The organism is Bordetella tumulicola, assembly GCF_965138755.1.
In the GTDB taxonomy this organism is placed as follows: Bacteria; Pseudomonadota; Gammaproteobacteria; order Burkholderiales; family Burkholderiaceae_B; genus Bordetella_A; species Bordetella_A tumulicola.
Genome location: NZ_CBCSFP010000002.1, coordinates 808,984 through 825,343, shown reverse-complemented (window position 1 = coordinate 825,343; position 16,360 = coordinate 808,984). Strand labels below are relative to the sequence as shown.

The window sequence follows — 16,360 nt, the reverse complement described above, 5'->3', positions numbered from 1 at the left end:
GCGGTTCCGGTATTGCTGTCTTGAGGATCCGCGGGCGCCGCTCTCGATAGCCAGCGGTCAGCTTAGTCCTTGATGGGGCATGGGTTCAACCCCGGGGCGGCCGCGCGGGGCAATCTCGGCCACCATCATCCCGACACGGTCGACTGAGTCCACGTGATAAGACGCGAAGTATTCATACGCTAGTAGCGAGGGGGCTCCTTGAATGATTTGAAGCGACTCAGCGTCGCGCGAAACGTTCACGCATGCTTCGATGATGACACCTATGCCCATACCGGCTTTAACAACGCCCAACAGCGCTTCGGTTGAATTGGTGCAACTCAGTCAGACTGACTATAGGCCATTATTGCGAAACAACGTTTCTAGCGAGCCGTAGGCAGCGAAGTCCCTGGCATAAGTCATGATGCGATGCTGGGCTATGTCAGCCAACGCCGTCGTTTCAGAAGATGGTTAAGATAATGTAGACGGCATCAATCCGCAGGCCTTATCTGGCGCCTGCGGTCTAAATCGATGAATTAAATACTCGCGAAGTGACTGCAGCCTAGCTTTACGTTGAAAGCGCCAGGCCACCTGTCTATTCACGATCAACAACAAGGTCCATGAACAACTCTTCCATGATTGAGCGCAGCCTGCGCCATGTGTGGCACCCCTGCACACAGATGAAACGGCACGAATCCCAGCCCCCAGCGCCCATCGCGAAAGCTGAAGGCGTGTGGCTATATGACTTTGAAGGCCGCCGTTATCTGGACGGCATCAGTTCCTGGTGGGTCAATCTGTTTGGCCACGGCCATCCACACATCAAGTCGGCACTGCGCGATCAATTGGAGCAGCTTGATCACGTCATGCTGGCCGGCTTCACCCATGCGCCTGTTGTGGAATTGTCCGAGCGGCTGAGCGCACTGACCGGTCTGGGACATGCGTTTTATGGCAGCGATGGCGCCAGCGCCACCGAAATTGCCTTGAAAATGAGCGCTCACTATTGGCGCAACGCAGGCCACCCTGAGAAAAGTCACTTTGTGGGCTTGGCTGGCGGCTACCACGGTGAGACAGTGGGCGCGCTGGGTGTCACCGATATCGCCCTGTTTCGCGAAGCCTATGCGCCGCTGATTCGACTGGCCGCCACCGTACCCAGTCCTGATGCGCGAGGCGCGCAGCCGGGCGAAAGCGCTGCGGACGTGGCGCATCGTGCTGCATCAGGGCTAGAACGCTGGTTGGAGCAGCACCATGCGCAAACGGCGGCGCTGATTCTTGAGCCCATGATTCAGTGCGCCGCGGGCATGGTCATGTACGACGCCAGCTATCTGACTCAAGCACGCGCGCTGTGCGATCGCTACCAAGTGCACCTGATCGTTGACGAGATCGCCACCGGCTTTGGTCGCAGCGGCACAATGTTTGCACACCAGCAGGCCGACATATTGCCCGACTTTATCTGCCTCTCGAAGGGGCTGACCGGCGGCACCCTGCCGTTATCGGCCGTGCTGACCACGGATGCGGTGTACCAGGCGTTTTACGACGACGAAGTGGCACGTGGCTTTCTGCACTCGCACTCGTACACTGGCAATCCGCTGGCCTGCCGCGCGGCACTGGCTACGCTGGAATTGTTCGAACAGTCCGACGTGTTGGCGGACAATGCTGCCCTGGCGCGGACGCTGGATCAGGCCTTTGCTCCGTTGACGCAACACCCTTCGGTTCGACATGCGCGCCGACGGGGCATGATCTGGGCCTGGGAAATAGACGAAAGCTTTGAAGGCGCAACCCCCAGGCCGGGGTTCGCCAGCCGTTACGCCCAGCACGCGATGGCGCAAGGCGTGGTCTTGCGCCCGATCGGCAACACGCTTTATGCAATGCCGCCCTACGCCCTTGATGCGGACACGGCTGCCCATTTGGCGCAAGGCGCACTGGCCGCGCTACGGGCCACGCTGGACGTTAAGGACGAAACCCATGACTAATGCCCAATCCGAAAAACTGTCAATTTTTGTCACTGGCACCGACACTGGTGTGGGAAAAACGCTGGTCAGCACCGCCCTGCTTCATGCCCTGGCCCAACACCATGGCCGCGTGGTTGGCATGAAGCCCGTGGCTGCTGGCACGGAACTGATCGATGGTGTTCACGCCAATGAAGACGTGATCGCCCTGCGCGCAGCCGCCACATGCAGCGTGCCGCCCGAACTCGACAACCCGGTGCTGCTGCCCGACCCGGTGTCGCCGCACATCGCCGCCGCGCGCGCCGGAGTGCGGATTGATATTGCCCATTTGGTCGCCTGCCAGCGCGCACTGACTGAGTTGGCCGACGCAGTGGTGGTGGAAGGCGCAGGCGGCTTTCTCGTTCCCCTCTCGGACACTGAGACCGGCGCCGACCTTGCACAAGCCTTGGGCCTGCCCGTGCTGCTGGTGGTGGGCTTGCGGCTTGGCTGCCTGAACCATGCCCTGCTGACCACCGAAGCCATTCGCGCACGTGGACTCACGCTGGCCGGATGGGTTGCCAACCATGTAGATGCCAACATGTTGGCGCAAGAAAACAACATTGCTTTTTTGCAGCAAAAGCTTCAAGTACCGCTGGTAGCAACGATCCCGTTTCAGTGCTCGCCCAATCCGCGAACACTGAGCTTCAACCTTCCACAGGCATGGCAATGACAAATTCATGGCTGGACGAATTCCCGGCGCGTATTGAAGAACTGGACCAGGCCCACCTGCGCCGCCGCCGTGCCGTGGTCGCTCCCGACGGCGGCGCGCGCCTGCGGGTCGACGGGCGCAGCATGCTGGCCTTTTGCAGCAATGATTACCTGGGACTGTCGCAACACCCAGAGATGGTGCAGGCGGCCTGCGATGGCGCCCAGACCTTTGGCGTCGGTTCTGGCGGCTCGCCGCTGGTGAGCGGCCATAGTGCCGCCAACGAGGCACTGGAGCATGAGCTTGCCGCGTTTGTGGGTCTGCCGCGTGCGCTGTATTTTTATGCGGGCTTTTCCACCAATGTCGGCATCATCCCGGCGCTGGTGGGAGCCGGTGACGCGATCTTCTCAGACGCGTTGAATCATGCCTGCCTGATCGATGGCGCCCGGCTTTCTCGCGCTCAGATTCATCGCTACGCACATATCGACCTCGACTCCCTGGACCACGAACTAAAGCACAGCAGTGCCCGCCGCAAACTGGTCATCAGCGATGCCGTCTTCAGCATGGATGGCACCTGCGCCGACATCCCTGCCCTCTTGGCGCTGTGCGAACGGCATGACGCACTGCTGCTGTTGGACGACGCGCACGGCTTTGGCGTTAGGGGCCCGCAAGGCCGCGGTAGCCTGGCCGACGCCGGGCTGTACGACGATCAGGGCACGCGGCGAGTGCTCTACATGGCTACATTGGGCAAAGCTGCCGGTGTGGCCGGTGCCTTTGTGGCCGGCGACGCAGCACTAGTGGAATGGCTGCTGCAAAAAACCCGCAGCTATACGTTTGCCACCGCAGCGCCCGCCTTGCTGGCAAGCGCACTAAGTATCAGTTTGCGCGTGATCGCAAAAGAAGACTGGCGGCGCAGCCACCTGAACCTGTTAATTGCACGCCTGCGCAGCGGCTTGGCCGCCGGCCTGCAGGGTAGCGACTGGCAGCTGACAGAATCGCACACGGCCATCCAACCCTTGCTGATTGGTGCTAACGACAAGGCACTTGCCGTCATGCAAGCTCTGCGCGAGCAAGGCATCTGGGTGCCTGCAATTCGCCCGCCTACGGTGCAGGAGGGCACTGCCCGCCTGCGCATCGCGTTGTCAGCCGCCCACGGCGAGGCCGATGTTGATCTGTTGATTGAAACCTTGATCACTCTGTCCAGATCCTTGCGCTAAACCCTCACGGCGAACGGCGTCGCGCTAGGTCAAATCATGACGCAATCGCGGAATCGGAAAGCATCGTATCGGCAATATCCAGCATCGCTCGCAGTCGATCCATATGTCGCAGGTCGTGATGGTAGCCCACCCATATATCCCTGGTTGGAGGCTCATCTGCTGTTTCGACACGCTGCAATCCAGATATGGCATCGCCAAGCGGTCTTGGCAGCACTGCAACGCCCATACCGCGCAGGCACATCTGCGCCTGAACCGCTCGGCTCGTACTTGTGAAAACACGCCGTGAACGAGGAAACCTATCGAGCAGCCAGACGACATCAGGAAAGTGGGACTGTGCCGTATTCATGAGAACAAGTCCCACAGAGCCCGGATCGTCCTGCATTGCACGTGCGGTTTCGGCCGAACCATAAAGACTATATGACATCGTCATCAGCCGGCGTTGAACAATGTCCGGCTCGGTGAAGGGAACAATACGAAAGGCCACGTCGGCATCACGCCGCGACAGGTTGAGCAATCGATAGCTCGCGATCACCTCTGGCACAACGGCCGGATGGCGGTTCGTCAATTCAGCCAGGACCGGAGCCAAAACATAGCCGGCAAACCACTCTGCTGCAGATATCCGCAGGATACCTTCGAGCCGCTCGTGATTGCCCGCCAGACGCCTTTCCATTGCCAACGCGGAGTTTTCCATGGACTCCGCCAGCGCGAGTACGGTGTCTCCGGCGTCCGTGAGCACCAGTCGATTTCCAGTCCTGCGAAAGAGCGGCTGCTCTGCCTCGTCTTCCAGTGCCTTTATCCGGCGCCCGATCGTTGGATGACTCACGCCCAAGCTTCGGGCCGCCTCGCCAAAGGATCCGCAGCGGACGACTGCCAAATAGATTCGGACGTCGCTCCATTCCATGCGATAGACCTATACGTTCAAAAGTGTACGAGAAATATACAAGAATGATAGTTCACAAACAATTTTGTTGATATCACCATAGAGCCCTAGCTGAGCTGGCCTATCCCGGGTCAGCGTTATCCGGAATCCAAGGTCATGAGCAAACTCAAAGACAAGGTCGCCATCGTAACGGGTGCCTCCAAAGGCATCGGAGCGGGCATTGCCCGCCGACTTGCCGCCGATGGGGCGACAGTCATCGTCAATTACGTCTCCAGCAAAGACGACGCAGACAAGGTGGTCGCCGACATCGAGGCGGCTGGGGGAAAAGCCCTCGCGGTAGGCGCAGACGTGACCAACAAGACGGAGGTCGAATGGCTGATCAGAGCCGCCATCGACAGCTTCGGCCGATTGGATATTTTGGTGAACAACTCTGGGATCTACCAGTTCGCCAAGATCGAAGACACCACTGAAGAACTCTACCGCAAGCAATTCGACCTTAACGTTCTTGGTCCTTTGCTGGTTACCGCCGCCGCCACACCACACATGCGCAAGGGCGCGAGCATCATCAACATCAGCTCGTTCGTCACGCGTGTCCTTCCGGTAGAAAGTGCCATCTACACGGGCTCGAAAGGAGCGATTGACGCTATCACCGGCGTGCTGTCGCGCGAACTCGGCCCCAAAGGCATCCGTGTCAACGCCGTAAACCCAGGCCTCATCGAAACCGACGGCACCCACACGGCTGGCGTCATTGGTTCAGATTTCCAGACCTGGAACGAGAGCCAGACGCCGCTGGGCCGTATCGGTCAAGTGCAGGATATTGCGCCGATCGTTTCGTATCTCGCCTCCGACGATGCGGGTTGGGTGACGGGTGAGCGCATCCTGGGTTCGGGTGGCATGCGCTGACACAACAGCGCGATCTAGCGTTGGAACGGATTATTGCGCGTACCGATGCGCAGGATTAAACGAAAGGAAAAAGCATGAAAAAGACATGGTTGATTACCGGTTGCTCGAGTGGCTTCGGGCTGCGTTTGGCCCAGGAGGCCGCAGCCCGCGGAGACGAGGTGGTGGCAACGGCCCGCAACGCGGATGCCCTAAAGGGTCTGGCGCAGCGTTACCCGAATACGGTGCGTGTTGCTGCTCTGGACGTGACCAGGCCAGAGACAATACAGGCTGCCATAGCGATGACTGAGGAAACCTTCGGCAGACTGAACGTACTGATCAACAATGCCGGACACGGGTTCATGGGCGCGATTGAGGAGGCGACGTCAGACGAATATCGCTCCCTATTCGACGTCAATGTTTTTGGTCTGATTGAGATGACGCGCGCGGCGTTGCCGCTAATGCGGCGCACTCAAAGAGGCCGGATCGTGAACCTCTCCTCTGGAGCCGGCATCATCGGCAGGGGTGGGCACGGATATTACAACGCGACCAAATTTGCGGTGGAAGGCCTGTCGGAGGCGCTTGCGCAAGAGGTAGCGCCGATGGATATTCGGGTGTTAATCGTCGAGCCGGGACCGTTTCGCACCGAGTTCCTGGGGCGCTCTATCGCGGTCGCCAAGCAGAAAATTGAGGCCTACGCGGCAACCGCAGGCGCTGCCCGTACCTATCGCGAGAGCAACGACGGACGCCAGCTGGGAGACCCGAGCAAAGCTGTAGCGGTGATGATTCGGGCCATCGATGCCGATGATCCGCCATTGCACTTGCCGATCGGCCCACGCGCCCACTCGCTTGCCGAACTCAAGCTGGAAACGTTCCGTCAAGATATTGATGCGTGGCGCGACGTATCCATCGCCACGGATTTCGATTGACGACAACGGCTGGATGCCATGGCAAGCGTCGCCGCCTAGACACGGGACGACTTTGACATGAATGTTGAAAAATCGTCCCGCGAAGTCAACCCTCATTGGCGTGGCCGTCTATGCGTATTGGGAGCAATCCTCACGGAGGGGCGTAGGCGGAGATACGAAAGATCCAGCGTATTCGCGACACACGCCCCGGGTGCCGCAATCAAAAGCACCTGCTCTGCGATCGGCTCGAAGTCAGCCCGGAAGTGGCAGGTGCTCTTCAGGACAATCAATCTCTGATTCTCGAGATCCACTCCCAGATGGTGGAATGGCGCGGGATCAAAGGCCTGCATCCGCTTTGACGTCACGACGATCTGGACGCCCTCGATACGCAGCAAGGCCATGGGGCCCAGATCTGTCTCGTTGCCGCCATTAATTTTACCGGTAGCCACAAACCGACCGTCGCCGATCTGCTCGACCAAACATTCTGCTGTCAGCGGCGTTACGCCTGCCGGCCCATGTCTACCGCCGATGGAGAGTGTCAAGCGTCGGCCCTTGCCGACCTCGCAGGCTTGGGCAGCAGTATGAGGATCATGAATCAAGCCGACGACCGCATCCTGCGCACCTGCCTCGATCAGCGCCTTAAGCAGATCTGTGGTGTCACCGGTACCGCCGCCGCCAGGGTTGTCCTGGATATCGGCCACCACGACAGGCTTCTGGGCATGGCGGGCAATTCGCAAAGCTTCGTGGACACCTGATGGAACGTCCCAGACCCGCTCGGCAAAGTCGGGCTCCCGGCTTTCGATCGCCTCCAGAAGGCTGGCCGTGACCTGCTCCGCCTCAGCTTGCGTCGTGGCATAGGCCACGACGCAAGGTCCGCACCAAAAAACGTCCGCCTGGGGAAACCCGGCTAGATATGACAGAGAAACGACTCCACCGTCATCGCATCTCGAATGTGCCACGATCGAACGCGTCGGCTCAAGCAGGGTGCATTGGCTCTCCAGCGGGATAAGGAAGCTCGCATGTCGCAGCGAGCGCCCCTGGGGCCGCCCTTCGCGCACCAACCTCTCCAGCACGGCGGCCGCTCGCCGCCCGGTATCAACGCGGTCTACGTGTGGATAAGTCCTGAAGGCAACGATTCCGTCGGCCAGCTCAACCATTTGCGGTGTGACGTTGGCGTGGTAATCCAGACTGATCACGATCGGTACGGATTCGCCAACACACGCCCGTACACGCCGCAGAAGTTCTCCTTCTCCATCCTCGAGACTGGCCGTCACCATCGCACCGTGCAAGTCCAGGTAGACAGCGTCCACTGGCGCTGCCTCCGAAAGTCGTCCCACGAGTTCGGCGCAGATACGTTCGAATGCATCGTCCGTCACCAGGCCACCGGCCCCGCCACTGGACCAGACCAGAGGCACCAGATCGACATCCGCGCCGATCGTGTCCAGGAAGCCGGACATCGCAAAGCTGGTGCCCGCTAGCCGGTCCAGGATGGCGGGCCCCCGGGTGAGCGCCGGCCGGTCCCGCTCATCCAAGAAATAACGGTAGTCGGCCCGGTGCTTGACACTGAACGTGTTTGTCTCGTATTGGAATCCGCCCAGCGCGATTCTGTGGATAGTCATCAGAGCCCTCCAATCACTTCGATGATGTCACCCCACCGCTTGCGTTCACTTTGAAGAAATTCCGTGAACTCCGCAGTACCCTTGGGTGCCGATGACACGCCCAGAGACTCCAACTGTTTGACAATGCTTGGTGCACGTGCAGCCACCAACGCCGCCTTTTCCAGACGTGACAACGCATCGCTGGGAGTGCCACTGGGCACGAAAAGCCCATTCCAGGTCGGAAAGCCAAACCCCTTGAAACCAAGCTCGGCCACTGTCGGGACGTCGGGCATGATGCCGATGCGCTGATCGCCGAGGGCTGCCAGCGTCCGCAGGCGGCCTTCGGCGACAAAGGACTTGACCAAGCCAGCGCTCATGGGCGCGATGTCGACTCTGCCTTCTTGCAGATCGATAACACCTTGGCTTTCGCCCTTGTATGGTACGTGGAGCATCTGCACGCCTGCGAGCTTGCAGAGATACTCCATGATGAGATGCAGGGACCCCAAGTGCCCCGTCGAGGCGAACGTCAGCGCATTGCCGGACAAAGATGCCGCTTGCAGAACGTCGTCCAAGGTCTTGAATTTGCTGCTTGCGGCAACCACCAACACAAAATCAACGGCACATAGACTCGCCACGGGCTGTAGATCTTTCTCGGCATCGTAGGCCAGTCCAGTCTGCGTCAGGGGAAGCACGACATTGGTTGCCAGGCCACCGAACAAGGCGCTGTGTCCGTCGGGTCGTGCTCTGGCGACCGATGACGCCCCAATCGCCCCAGATGCACCGGGGCGGTTCTCGATGATGACAGAACCGAATCCCTCTGGCACCCCCTGGGCCAACAGCCGTGCCGCAGCATCGGTGGTGCCGCCGGCAGCAAAGGGCACGACCCAGTGCGTTGGGCTGGCAGCGGCGGCGATGCGTACCTGTGGCGCCAGTAGCGCGGCGGCGAATGCAGTGAGTATGTGGCGACGAGACGGCATAGCGAGATCTTGTTCGGGATAGATGTCGCCAGTGTGCGCTTTACGGTGTGCGACAGGAAGGGCATAATCGATCACACGGTGTTGCAGTATGGGCAACACGCTTCGATTGCCATAATGAAAAACTCCCAGATCAATGAAGCCCGTGTTGCATATTTCGCAGCTGTAATGGACGCTGGCAGCATCAGGGGAGGCGCCGACCGATTGGGACTGGAAGCATCCGTGCTGAGCCGACAGATCCAGACCCTAGAGCGTGAACTGGGCGTGCAACTCTTCCTGCGCAGTGCCCGTGGCGTGACGCCAACGGATGCCGCGGCGGTGCTGCTGTCCTATGCGAGAACAGCGCAATCGAATGCCAACCTGCTCAAGGCGCAACTGGAAGAACTCACCAGCGCCAAACGAGGATTGATTCGTCTGGCAGTCGCCGAAGGCTTCATTGAACCCTTGGTCGAATATGTCTTGCGCGACTTCAACCAAGCGCACGAAAAAGTCGAAGTGACTTTGACCCTGGTGAGTTCAGTGGAAGCGGTACGCATGGTCGCTGAAGACACCGCCGACATAGGGCTGGCAATCAATCCGCCGCCAGCGGAACAGGTGCTCGTGCGCAATCGACGTGCACGGCCCACAAGACTGGTTGTCTGGCCCGAGCACAGGCTCGCATCGTGTAAGACCGCAGTGCCATTGAATGAACTCCTGCATGAACCCCTCGCGCTGATGTCGCCAGGATATGGGCTGCGACAGATGGCGCAACTCGCGGGCTATGTAGAAAGGGCATCGCTTCGGCCCAAATATATGACGAGTTCGGTGGCAGCGCTCAAACTCCTCGTACGCAATCAACTGGCGGTCACGTTTATGTCCGATGCCGCAGTGGAGAGCGATGTCCGACGGGGCGAACTGAAAACAGTTCCCCTGGAGAATGCCGTATTCAATGCAACCGAGGTGCAGTTGATCGTCAAATCTGGCAAGACGCTTTCAAGCGCATCTCAAACGCTGATGGCGTACATCGATCAACATATCTTCTAACGTGCGGCTCTTGATTCCCATGGCCCGCAAATTGACGGGTGACTACGCAGCAGTCGGAATCACGGCCAACTGCGTCGCGCGAGGTCAAATCATGACGCAATCGCGGATGCCGTCTTCAACAACTGGGGCACTAGGTCGCTGATCACACGCTTGCGCGGGTAATCGCTAAGCGCCGTGGCCAGGCTAATGGCGGCGATGGGTCGCTGCGCGTCATCGTGCAGCAGCACCGCGGCGCCAATTTGATTCAAGTGCACCTGCTCTTCGGCAATCGAATACCCCAGGCTGCGCGCCTGGCCGATCTGCGCCACCAGTTCATCGATGTCCAGTGTGGTCTTGTTCGTCATTGCACGCGGGGGAATCCGGCGCAGGATATCGCGCACGCCGTCGTCATCGAACTGCGTCAGCAGCATGCGGCCCGAACTGTTGGCCCACGCGGGCATACGCCGCCCCGGCAACATTTCGGATAGCGTGTTCTGCCGGCTGGGCAGACGCAACACGTACAACATTTCCTGGCCGGCCAACACGCTCAGGTTCACCGCCAGCCCGCAGCGATCGCGCAACGCCACCAGATGTGGCGTGGCTGCCGAAATCAATACGTCGGACCGCAGATACGAATAGCCCAATTCCAGGACCTTGTGCGCTAGGCGATAACGACGCGACCCGCTTTCTTGCGACAGATACCCCAGTTGCTCCCACGTATGTACAAAGCGTTGCGCGGCGCTTTTCCCCAAGCCCGTCAGTTGCCCCAGCTCGGTCACGCCCAGCGCGTCCCGTCTGCCCGCAAAGGCCTCCAGCACGCGCACGCTGCGCGCCACGGCGGCTACAAACAGCGGATCGTTGTGATTCAGGTCCGGATCGACGGCGGTGGAATTCTTGCCAACGCTGTTGGATACAGGCTTGGACGGCGTCATGACGGCAACCTCCGGTTCTTGGTGGATATCCCGATTGTTCGGCCCTGTTTTCGAACTTATAGTATCTTATATTCAATACATTGTATTGACATACGATACAAAAGACAGAGCGTCGTGACTTCAGATACCGGTTTATGTGACCTTAGCGCCACCGACATGCGTGCCCTGATCCAGGCCCGCGACATCAGCGCCGTCGAATTGGCTAGCGCGCACCTGGATCGCATCCGGGCCTGCAATCCGCAGATCAACGCTATCGTCACCCTCGACGCGGAACGCGCGCTTATCGCCGCGGCGCGTGCCGACCAACACCAGGCCAGCGGTGCCGCAATAGGCTTGCTGCATGGCCTGCCTATTGTGCATAAGGACTGCTTCTACACAGCGGGCATGCGCACGACCCAGGGATCGCCGTTATTCCGCGACCATGTCCCCGACTTCGACAGTCTGATCGTGCAGCGCGAACGCGCTGCCGGCGCGATTACGCTGGGCAAAAGCAACGTGCCGGAATTCTGCGCGGGATCGCACACGTTCAATACCGTGTTTGGCGCCACGCGCAATCCGTACGCACCCACGCGGTCGGCCGGTGGAAGCAGCGGTGGCTCAGCGGCAGCGCTGGCCGCGCGCATGACGCCGTTGGCCGACGGCAGCGACATGGGCGGCTCGTTGCGCAATCCCGCCGCGTTCTGCAACGTCGTAGGACTGCGACCCTCGATAGGCCGGATCCCTCACTGGCCGCAAGCGAATCCATTCAATACCTTGACCGCGATCGGCCCCATGGCGCGCACGGTCGGCGACGTGGCGTTGTTGCTGGCGGCCATTGCCGGGACCGACGCACGGGATCCCTACTCGCTGACCGACGATCCGCGGCGCTACGCCGCCCCACTACGCCGCGATTTTCGGGGCACGCGCATCGCCTATTGCGCGGACTGGGGCGGATTGCCCGTCGACGACGACATCCGCGGCGCCACTGACAACACGTTGCCGGTGTTTCGCGAATTGGGGCTGGATGTCGTGCACCGCAGCCCGGATTTCACGGGCGCCGATCAGGCGTTCCAGACACTGCGTGGCCTGGCATTCGTGATGTCCTATGAACAGACCGTCACGGACCACGGCACGCAGGTCAAAGACGCTGTCCATTGGAACGTGGCCATGGGCTTGGCGCAAACCGCTGCCGATATCGCCGCTGCTGAACGCGTCCGCGCGACCCTGCACGCACACCTGCGGGACTTCATGCGCGACCACGAATTCCTGGTCGGACCGGTTACGCAGGTTTCGCCCTTTCCAATCGAGCAGGAATACCCACCCACGGTTGCGGGCGTGTCGATGGATAACTACATCGACTGGATGCGGTCTTGTTATTACCTGACGCTGACCGGCCATCCCTGCATTTCAGTGCCCTGCGGCTTTACGCCGGCAGGACTGCCGGTAGGTATCCAAATCGTGGGGCGTTACCGCGACGAATTGGGGCTGCTGCAACTGGCCCACGCGTTTGAACAAGCAACCGGAGTTTGGCGCCAACTGCCCGATATGCAGGGCATGGCGAATTTATCTTTTCGCTAAAATCCATCAAGGGGAATTGCGTATGTTGAAGATCGTTGCGGGTGCCATTCTGGCTAGCGCCCTGGCCACGGCATTGCCTGTCGCCCACGCCAATGACTATCCGTCCCGGCCCATCACACTGGTAGCGCCTTTCCCACCTGGAGGCTCGACGGACGTGATCGCACGGCTGTTTGCCAACAAACTATCTGCCCGGCTGAACCAGAATGTCGTCGTCGAAAACAAACCCGGCGCCAACGGCGGCATCGGCGCCGCGGCCGTGGCGCGGGCCAAGCCGGACGGCTATACCCTGCTGATCATGGGTGCTTCGTCATTCACGATCAATCCCTTGCTGTACAAAAACTTGGCCTACGATCCGCAAAGCAGCTACGACTATCTGGGCATCGCAGGCGGCACTCAACTTGTCGTATTGACGAACCAAGAGACGGGCTTGACCAGCATCAAGGACATGGTGTCGCGGTCGGCCACATCGCCGCTTAGCTATGGATCGTTCGGCACGGGATCGCTGCCGCAAATCGCGGGCGAATATCTGGCGCAGCAAACGGGCGCCAAACTGCTGCATGTGCCCTACCGCGGCAGCTCGCCCGCCATGGCGGACCTGATCGGCAATCAGATTCCGCTGTCCATCGATACGATGGTCGCCAGCCTGCCCCAAATACGCGGCGGCAAGGTCAAGCCGCTGGCGGTTTCCAGTGCGCAGCGATCTGCATTCCTGCCCGATGTTCCGACGATGCAAGAAAGCGGTGTGCCGGACTACGACTTTCAGACCTGGTTCGGCTTGGTCAGTCCCAAGGGAACGCCGCAACCGGTAATCGATCAACTAAGCGCCCAGATCCGCGACATGATGGCGGATAAAGATATGCAGAAATCTCTGCAGGACCTGGGCTTCGACGCGCGCTTCGCCGATCCGCAGGGCTTTCGCAAACAGGTCGCTGACGAACTGGCGCGCAACGCCCAGGTTATCAAGTCGGCGAACATCAGCACCGAGTAGCGGTAGAGCCAACGACATGTATACGCCTTCCGCTTACGCGCACACCGATCTAGCCGCACTGCACGATGGCATCGAAGCCTGGAGTTTTGCGACCCTGGTCTCGGTCGGCCCGGAAGGGCCGACGGCAACCCACCTGCCTTTTTTATTGGACAGGTCGGTTCGCCAGCCTGAGGTCGACAACGAACTGCCGGCCCAGGGCCTGCTTACCACTCATATGGCGCGTGCCAATCCGCAGTGGCGCACCTTGTTGTCCGGTAAACCTTGCCTGGTCATTTTCCAGGGGCCGCACGCGTTCATTTCACCCAGTTGGTACAAAAACCAGCAAACGTTCCCGACCTGGAACTACACCGCGATTCATGTGCAGGGTACCCCCACGGTGATCGACGACCCGTCCCGCATTCGCAATGTGCTGGATAGAACCGTGGCGCGGTACGACACGCCATTACAAGGAAGCTGGCGTTTCCCGGACATGCCCCAGGCGCTGACGCAGTCACGATTAAGCGCCATCGTCGCCATCGACATTCCGATTGCTCGCATCGAAGGAAAGTTGAAACTAAACCAGGACAAATCGGTGGACGACCGGCGAGGCGTAGTGCGGGCATTGCTGGCATCGGGGGATCCACAGAGTGTGGCGGTGGCCCGGATGATCTTGCAGCAGCCGGATATGAAAGCATTCTCAGTACAAGGTTGACGTTGTTATAGGTATTTATCTGAGTACTCTCGACGTCAAATTCAAACTAAAAACCCAACCAACCTGGTCGACCGTGCGTCAGAAGACCTACTTCAAAAGGCCTTCCAGCGCACGGAGATGACACTCACCCGACATATTCTGACCTGCCTCGATACACCGAAGTATTCCCGCTACTTCCGCATGCATGGGCGTAGCCACACCGACATCGGTGCCCTTTGCTGCGACGAAACCGTTCATGAATTCGACTTCCGTCTGCTTACCCTTCTTCAGGTCCTGCAACGTTCCTGAAATAGCGTCTTCCGTCACGGTCTCGAACTGAGTCCGCATGACCGTGGTCACCTCCTCCAGGGCTGCGGGGTCGCAGGCGTTTGCCTGCAGCCACACATCGGGCGCCAGGCCAAAAACATCTTCGGTTGCATATCCCAGCGCGGCGCCGACTTCGATGGCTTCAGCCGCCAGGCGAAGCATGATGCGACAGCACGCGGGATCGCCGAAGACTTGCTTGAGACCCAGTCCGCACACTGCGCTGAAGCCCGAAGTCATGGTGTTGGCCACAAGCTTGGACCAGCGCAGTCCCCACAAATTGTCGGTGGCTTTGGTGGTGTCGACCTGGGACAACATGTCGGCCAGCATCGCGACGCGATCAGAGAGAGGCTGTTGCGCTTCGCCAATGTAGAACACGCAAGCTCCGTTCTTCACGGGCTTTTTACTGCGACGTATACGGCCCGGGCCTTCCAGGGCGACATACACCCCGCTGCCGATACAGCCCAGAGTGCGGTCCCAGCCGACGCGCGAGGCAACGATGCTTTCGACGAGGCTGTTCTGCAAGGTGACGACACAGCCTGATGGTTTCAGATAAGGCAGAACGATGCTGGCCGCCCAGTCGGTGTCGTAGAGCTTTACGCAGATGAAGACGATATCCAGCGCGCATGCGTCCAGGGATGACACGTCATCCACGTGCAGGGTGCGTACCGGAATGGACTGTTCATTGTCTGGCTCGGCGATGACCAGCCCGTCGCGCCGAATCGCGTCGACATGATCGCGCCAGGCGTCGATCAGGGTAACGTCGTAGCCAGCAGCGGCGAGCCGGCCGCCGACGAAGCCGCCGACCGCACCCGCACCGATCACGGCGATTCGGCCGGTGAACTTATTGGGGCTCAATGCCTGCTGCCTCGGTGATCTTCTTGAACTTCGCAACCTCGTCCTTGATAAAGACAGCGAACTCTGCAGGTGTGTTGGAGCTGGCTTCCACACCCATGTTGATGAACTGTTCCTTGATGTGCGGTTGAGCGGCAGCTTTTTCGACGGACTGGGCGAGCTCTTCGACGATGGCCGGCGGTGTGCCGGCCGGTGCCAACAGGCCCCACCAGGTCGAGACGTTATAGTCAGGCACGCCCGCTTCCTGGAGGGTCGGGACATCGGGCAAGGCCGCGCTACGGGTGTCGCCTGCGACGGCCAAGGCGCGGAGCTTGCCGGCACGAATGTGCGGAACGGTGGGGCCCATCGATCCGAAGATCATATCAACGTGACCTGCCAGGACATTGGTGTTGGCGTCTGCGTCACCCCGGAAAGGAACGTGATGCAGCTTGGTGCCAGTGCGCTCCTGGAACAATACGCCGGCCAGGTGCGGCGGCGCGCCGGTACCGGAAGAGGCGAAGGTCATGGCTTCGGGACTGGACTTCGCCAGGTCGATAAGCTCTTTGACTGAAGAGGCCTTGATCTCGGGGTTGACCACCAACACATAAGAGCCGATTGCCGCAACGCTGATCGGCGCGAAGTCGGTCACGATGTCGTAGGGCAAGGATTTGCGTACGCTGGGCGCGAGGGTGTGCGCGCCTGCGGCCATGAACAAAGTGTAGCCGTCGGCCGCAGCCCGCGCTGCCGATGCCGCGCCGATGGTGCCAGCCGCGCCAGACACGTTCTCCACGACCACTTGCTGTCCCAGGTCTTTAGACATTTCCTGACCGATTGCACGTGCAACCAGGTCGTTGGCGCCGCCCGCCGGGTAGCCTACGATGATTTTAATGGGTTTACTGGGGTAGTTGTCGGCACTCACTGCCATGCTCGACGCCAACATTCCGGAGATGCCTATGCAGGCACCCAGTACCAGTTTTAGGGTTTTCATAC

15 protein-coding genes are annotated in these 16,360 nt (G+C 60.0%); 9 read left to right on the top strand and 6 right to left on the bottom strand.

Annotation, left to right across the window (positions count from 1 at the left end; genetic code table 11):
• Positions 1-596: 596 nt before the first annotated feature.
• From bioA to bioF, 3 genes are read left to right on the top strand one after another with little or no spacing between them, the layout of a single operon-like run.
• The gene (bioA, locus tag ACNAZS_RS09585) at positions 597-1,946 is read left to right on the top strand and encodes an adenosylmethionine--8-amino-7-oxononanoate transaminase (RefSeq protein WP_415788587.1); all 1,350 of its coding nucleotides are present in this window, start codon (positions 597-599) and stop codon (positions 1,944-1,946) included.
• Positions 1,939-2,631 (top strand): dethiobiotin synthase, encoded by a 693-nt coding sequence (bioD, locus tag ACNAZS_RS09580; RefSeq protein ID WP_415788585.1) that lies wholly within the window; start codon positions 1,939-1,941, stop codon positions 2,629-2,631. The genes bioA and bioD overlap by 8 nt, the downstream gene beginning before the upstream one ends.
• Positions 2,628-3,824 (top strand): 8-amino-7-oxononanoate synthase, encoded by a 1,197-nt coding sequence (gene bioF / locus ACNAZS_RS09575; RefSeq protein WP_415788583.1) that lies wholly within the window; start codon positions 2,628-2,630, stop codon positions 3,822-3,824. Before bioD ends, bioF begins: the two co-directional genes overlap by 4 nt.
• 34 nt (positions 3,825-3,858) lie before the next feature.
• Here the strand turns inward: bioF and ACNAZS_RS09570 are convergent, their stop codons facing one another.
• Entirely contained in the window at positions 3,859-4,725 is an 867-nt protein-coding gene (locus ACNAZS_RS09570) for a LysR family transcriptional regulator (RefSeq protein ID WP_415788581.1), read from the bottom strand.
• Between the two features lie 135 nt (positions 4,726-4,860).
• On the opposite strand from ACNAZS_RS09570, the gene ACNAZS_RS09565 reads away from it, so the two are divergent.
• The gene (locus ACNAZS_RS09565; RefSeq protein ID WP_415788579.1) at positions 4,861-5,607 is read left to right on the top strand and encodes a glucose 1-dehydrogenase; all 747 of its coding nucleotides are present in this window, start codon (positions 4,861-4,863) and stop codon (positions 5,605-5,607) included.
• A 74-nt stretch (positions 5,608-5,681) separates the two neighbouring features.
• The gene (locus ACNAZS_RS09560) at positions 5,682-6,512 is read left to right on the top strand and encodes an oxidoreductase (RefSeq protein WP_415788577.1); all 831 of its coding nucleotides are present in this window, start codon (positions 5,682-5,684) and stop codon (positions 6,510-6,512) included.
• Positions 6,513-6,604: 92 nt separating this feature from the next.
• Here ACNAZS_RS09560 and ACNAZS_RS09555 read toward each other — a convergent pair whose 3' ends face one another.
• Together ACNAZS_RS09555 and ACNAZS_RS09550 are read right to left on the bottom strand one after the other, a co-directional pair.
• Positions 6,605-8,110, bottom strand: coding sequence for a M81 family metallopeptidase (locus ACNAZS_RS09555; RefSeq protein WP_415788575.1), 1,506 nt, complete (start codon positions 8,108-8,110; stop codon positions 6,605-6,607).
• Positions 8,110-9,165, bottom strand: a complete 1,056-nt coding sequence (locus ACNAZS_RS09550) for a tripartite tricarboxylate transporter substrate binding protein (protein ID WP_415788573.1) — start codon at positions 9,163-9,165, stop codon at positions 8,110-8,112. The genes ACNAZS_RS09555 and ACNAZS_RS09550 overlap by 1 nt, the downstream gene beginning before the upstream one ends.
• Positions 9,166-9,180: 15 nt before the next feature.
• Here ACNAZS_RS09550 and ACNAZS_RS09545 point away from each other — a divergent pair, with 15 nt between their 5' ends.
• Positions 9,181-10,086, top strand: a complete 906-nt coding sequence (locus ACNAZS_RS09545; RefSeq protein WP_415788571.1) for a LysR family transcriptional regulator — start codon at positions 9,181-9,183, stop codon at positions 10,084-10,086.
• An 89-nt stretch (positions 10,087-10,175) separates the two neighbouring features.
• Here ACNAZS_RS09545 and ACNAZS_RS09540 read toward each other — a convergent pair whose 3' ends face one another.
• Complete coding sequence (locus tag ACNAZS_RS09540; protein ID WP_415788569.1) at positions 10,176-10,997, bottom strand: IclR family transcriptional regulator; 822 nt, start codon at positions 10,995-10,997, stop codon at positions 10,176-10,178.
• A 114-nt stretch (positions 10,998-11,111) separates the two neighbouring features.
• Between ACNAZS_RS09540 and ACNAZS_RS09535 the strand changes: the two genes are divergently transcribed.
• Genes ACNAZS_RS09535 through ACNAZS_RS09525 form a run of 3 tightly spaced genes read left to right on the top strand, consistent with a single transcriptional unit; the run spans position 11,112 to position 14,233 of the window.
• A complete protein-coding gene (locus ACNAZS_RS09535; protein WP_415788567.1) occupies positions 11,112-12,554 on the top strand; it encodes an amidase in 1,443 nt (480 codons plus the stop codon).
• A gap of 22 nt (positions 12,555-12,576) precedes the next feature.
• Complete coding sequence (locus tag ACNAZS_RS09530; RefSeq protein WP_415788565.1) at positions 12,577-13,542, top strand: Bug family tripartite tricarboxylate transporter substrate binding protein; 966 nt, start codon at positions 12,577-12,579, stop codon at positions 13,540-13,542.
• A 16-nt stretch (positions 13,543-13,558) separates the two neighbouring features.
• The gene (locus ACNAZS_RS09525) at positions 13,559-14,233 is read left to right on the top strand and encodes an FMN-binding negative transcriptional regulator (protein WP_415788563.1); all 675 of its coding nucleotides are present in this window, start codon (positions 13,559-13,561) and stop codon (positions 14,231-14,233) included.
• Between the two features lie 87 nt (positions 14,234-14,320).
• Here the strand turns inward: ACNAZS_RS09525 and ACNAZS_RS09520 are convergent, their stop codons facing one another.
• Entirely contained in the window at positions 14,321-15,394 is a 1,074-nt protein-coding gene (locus ACNAZS_RS09520) for a ketopantoate reductase family protein (RefSeq protein ID WP_415788561.1), read from the bottom strand.
• Complete coding sequence (locus ACNAZS_RS09515; RefSeq protein WP_415788559.1) at positions 15,381-16,358, bottom strand: Bug family tripartite tricarboxylate transporter substrate binding protein; 978 nt, start codon at positions 16,356-16,358, stop codon at positions 15,381-15,383. Before ACNAZS_RS09515 ends, ACNAZS_RS09520 begins: the two co-directional genes overlap by 14 nt.
• Between the last annotated feature and the right edge of the window lie 2 nt (positions 16,359-16,360).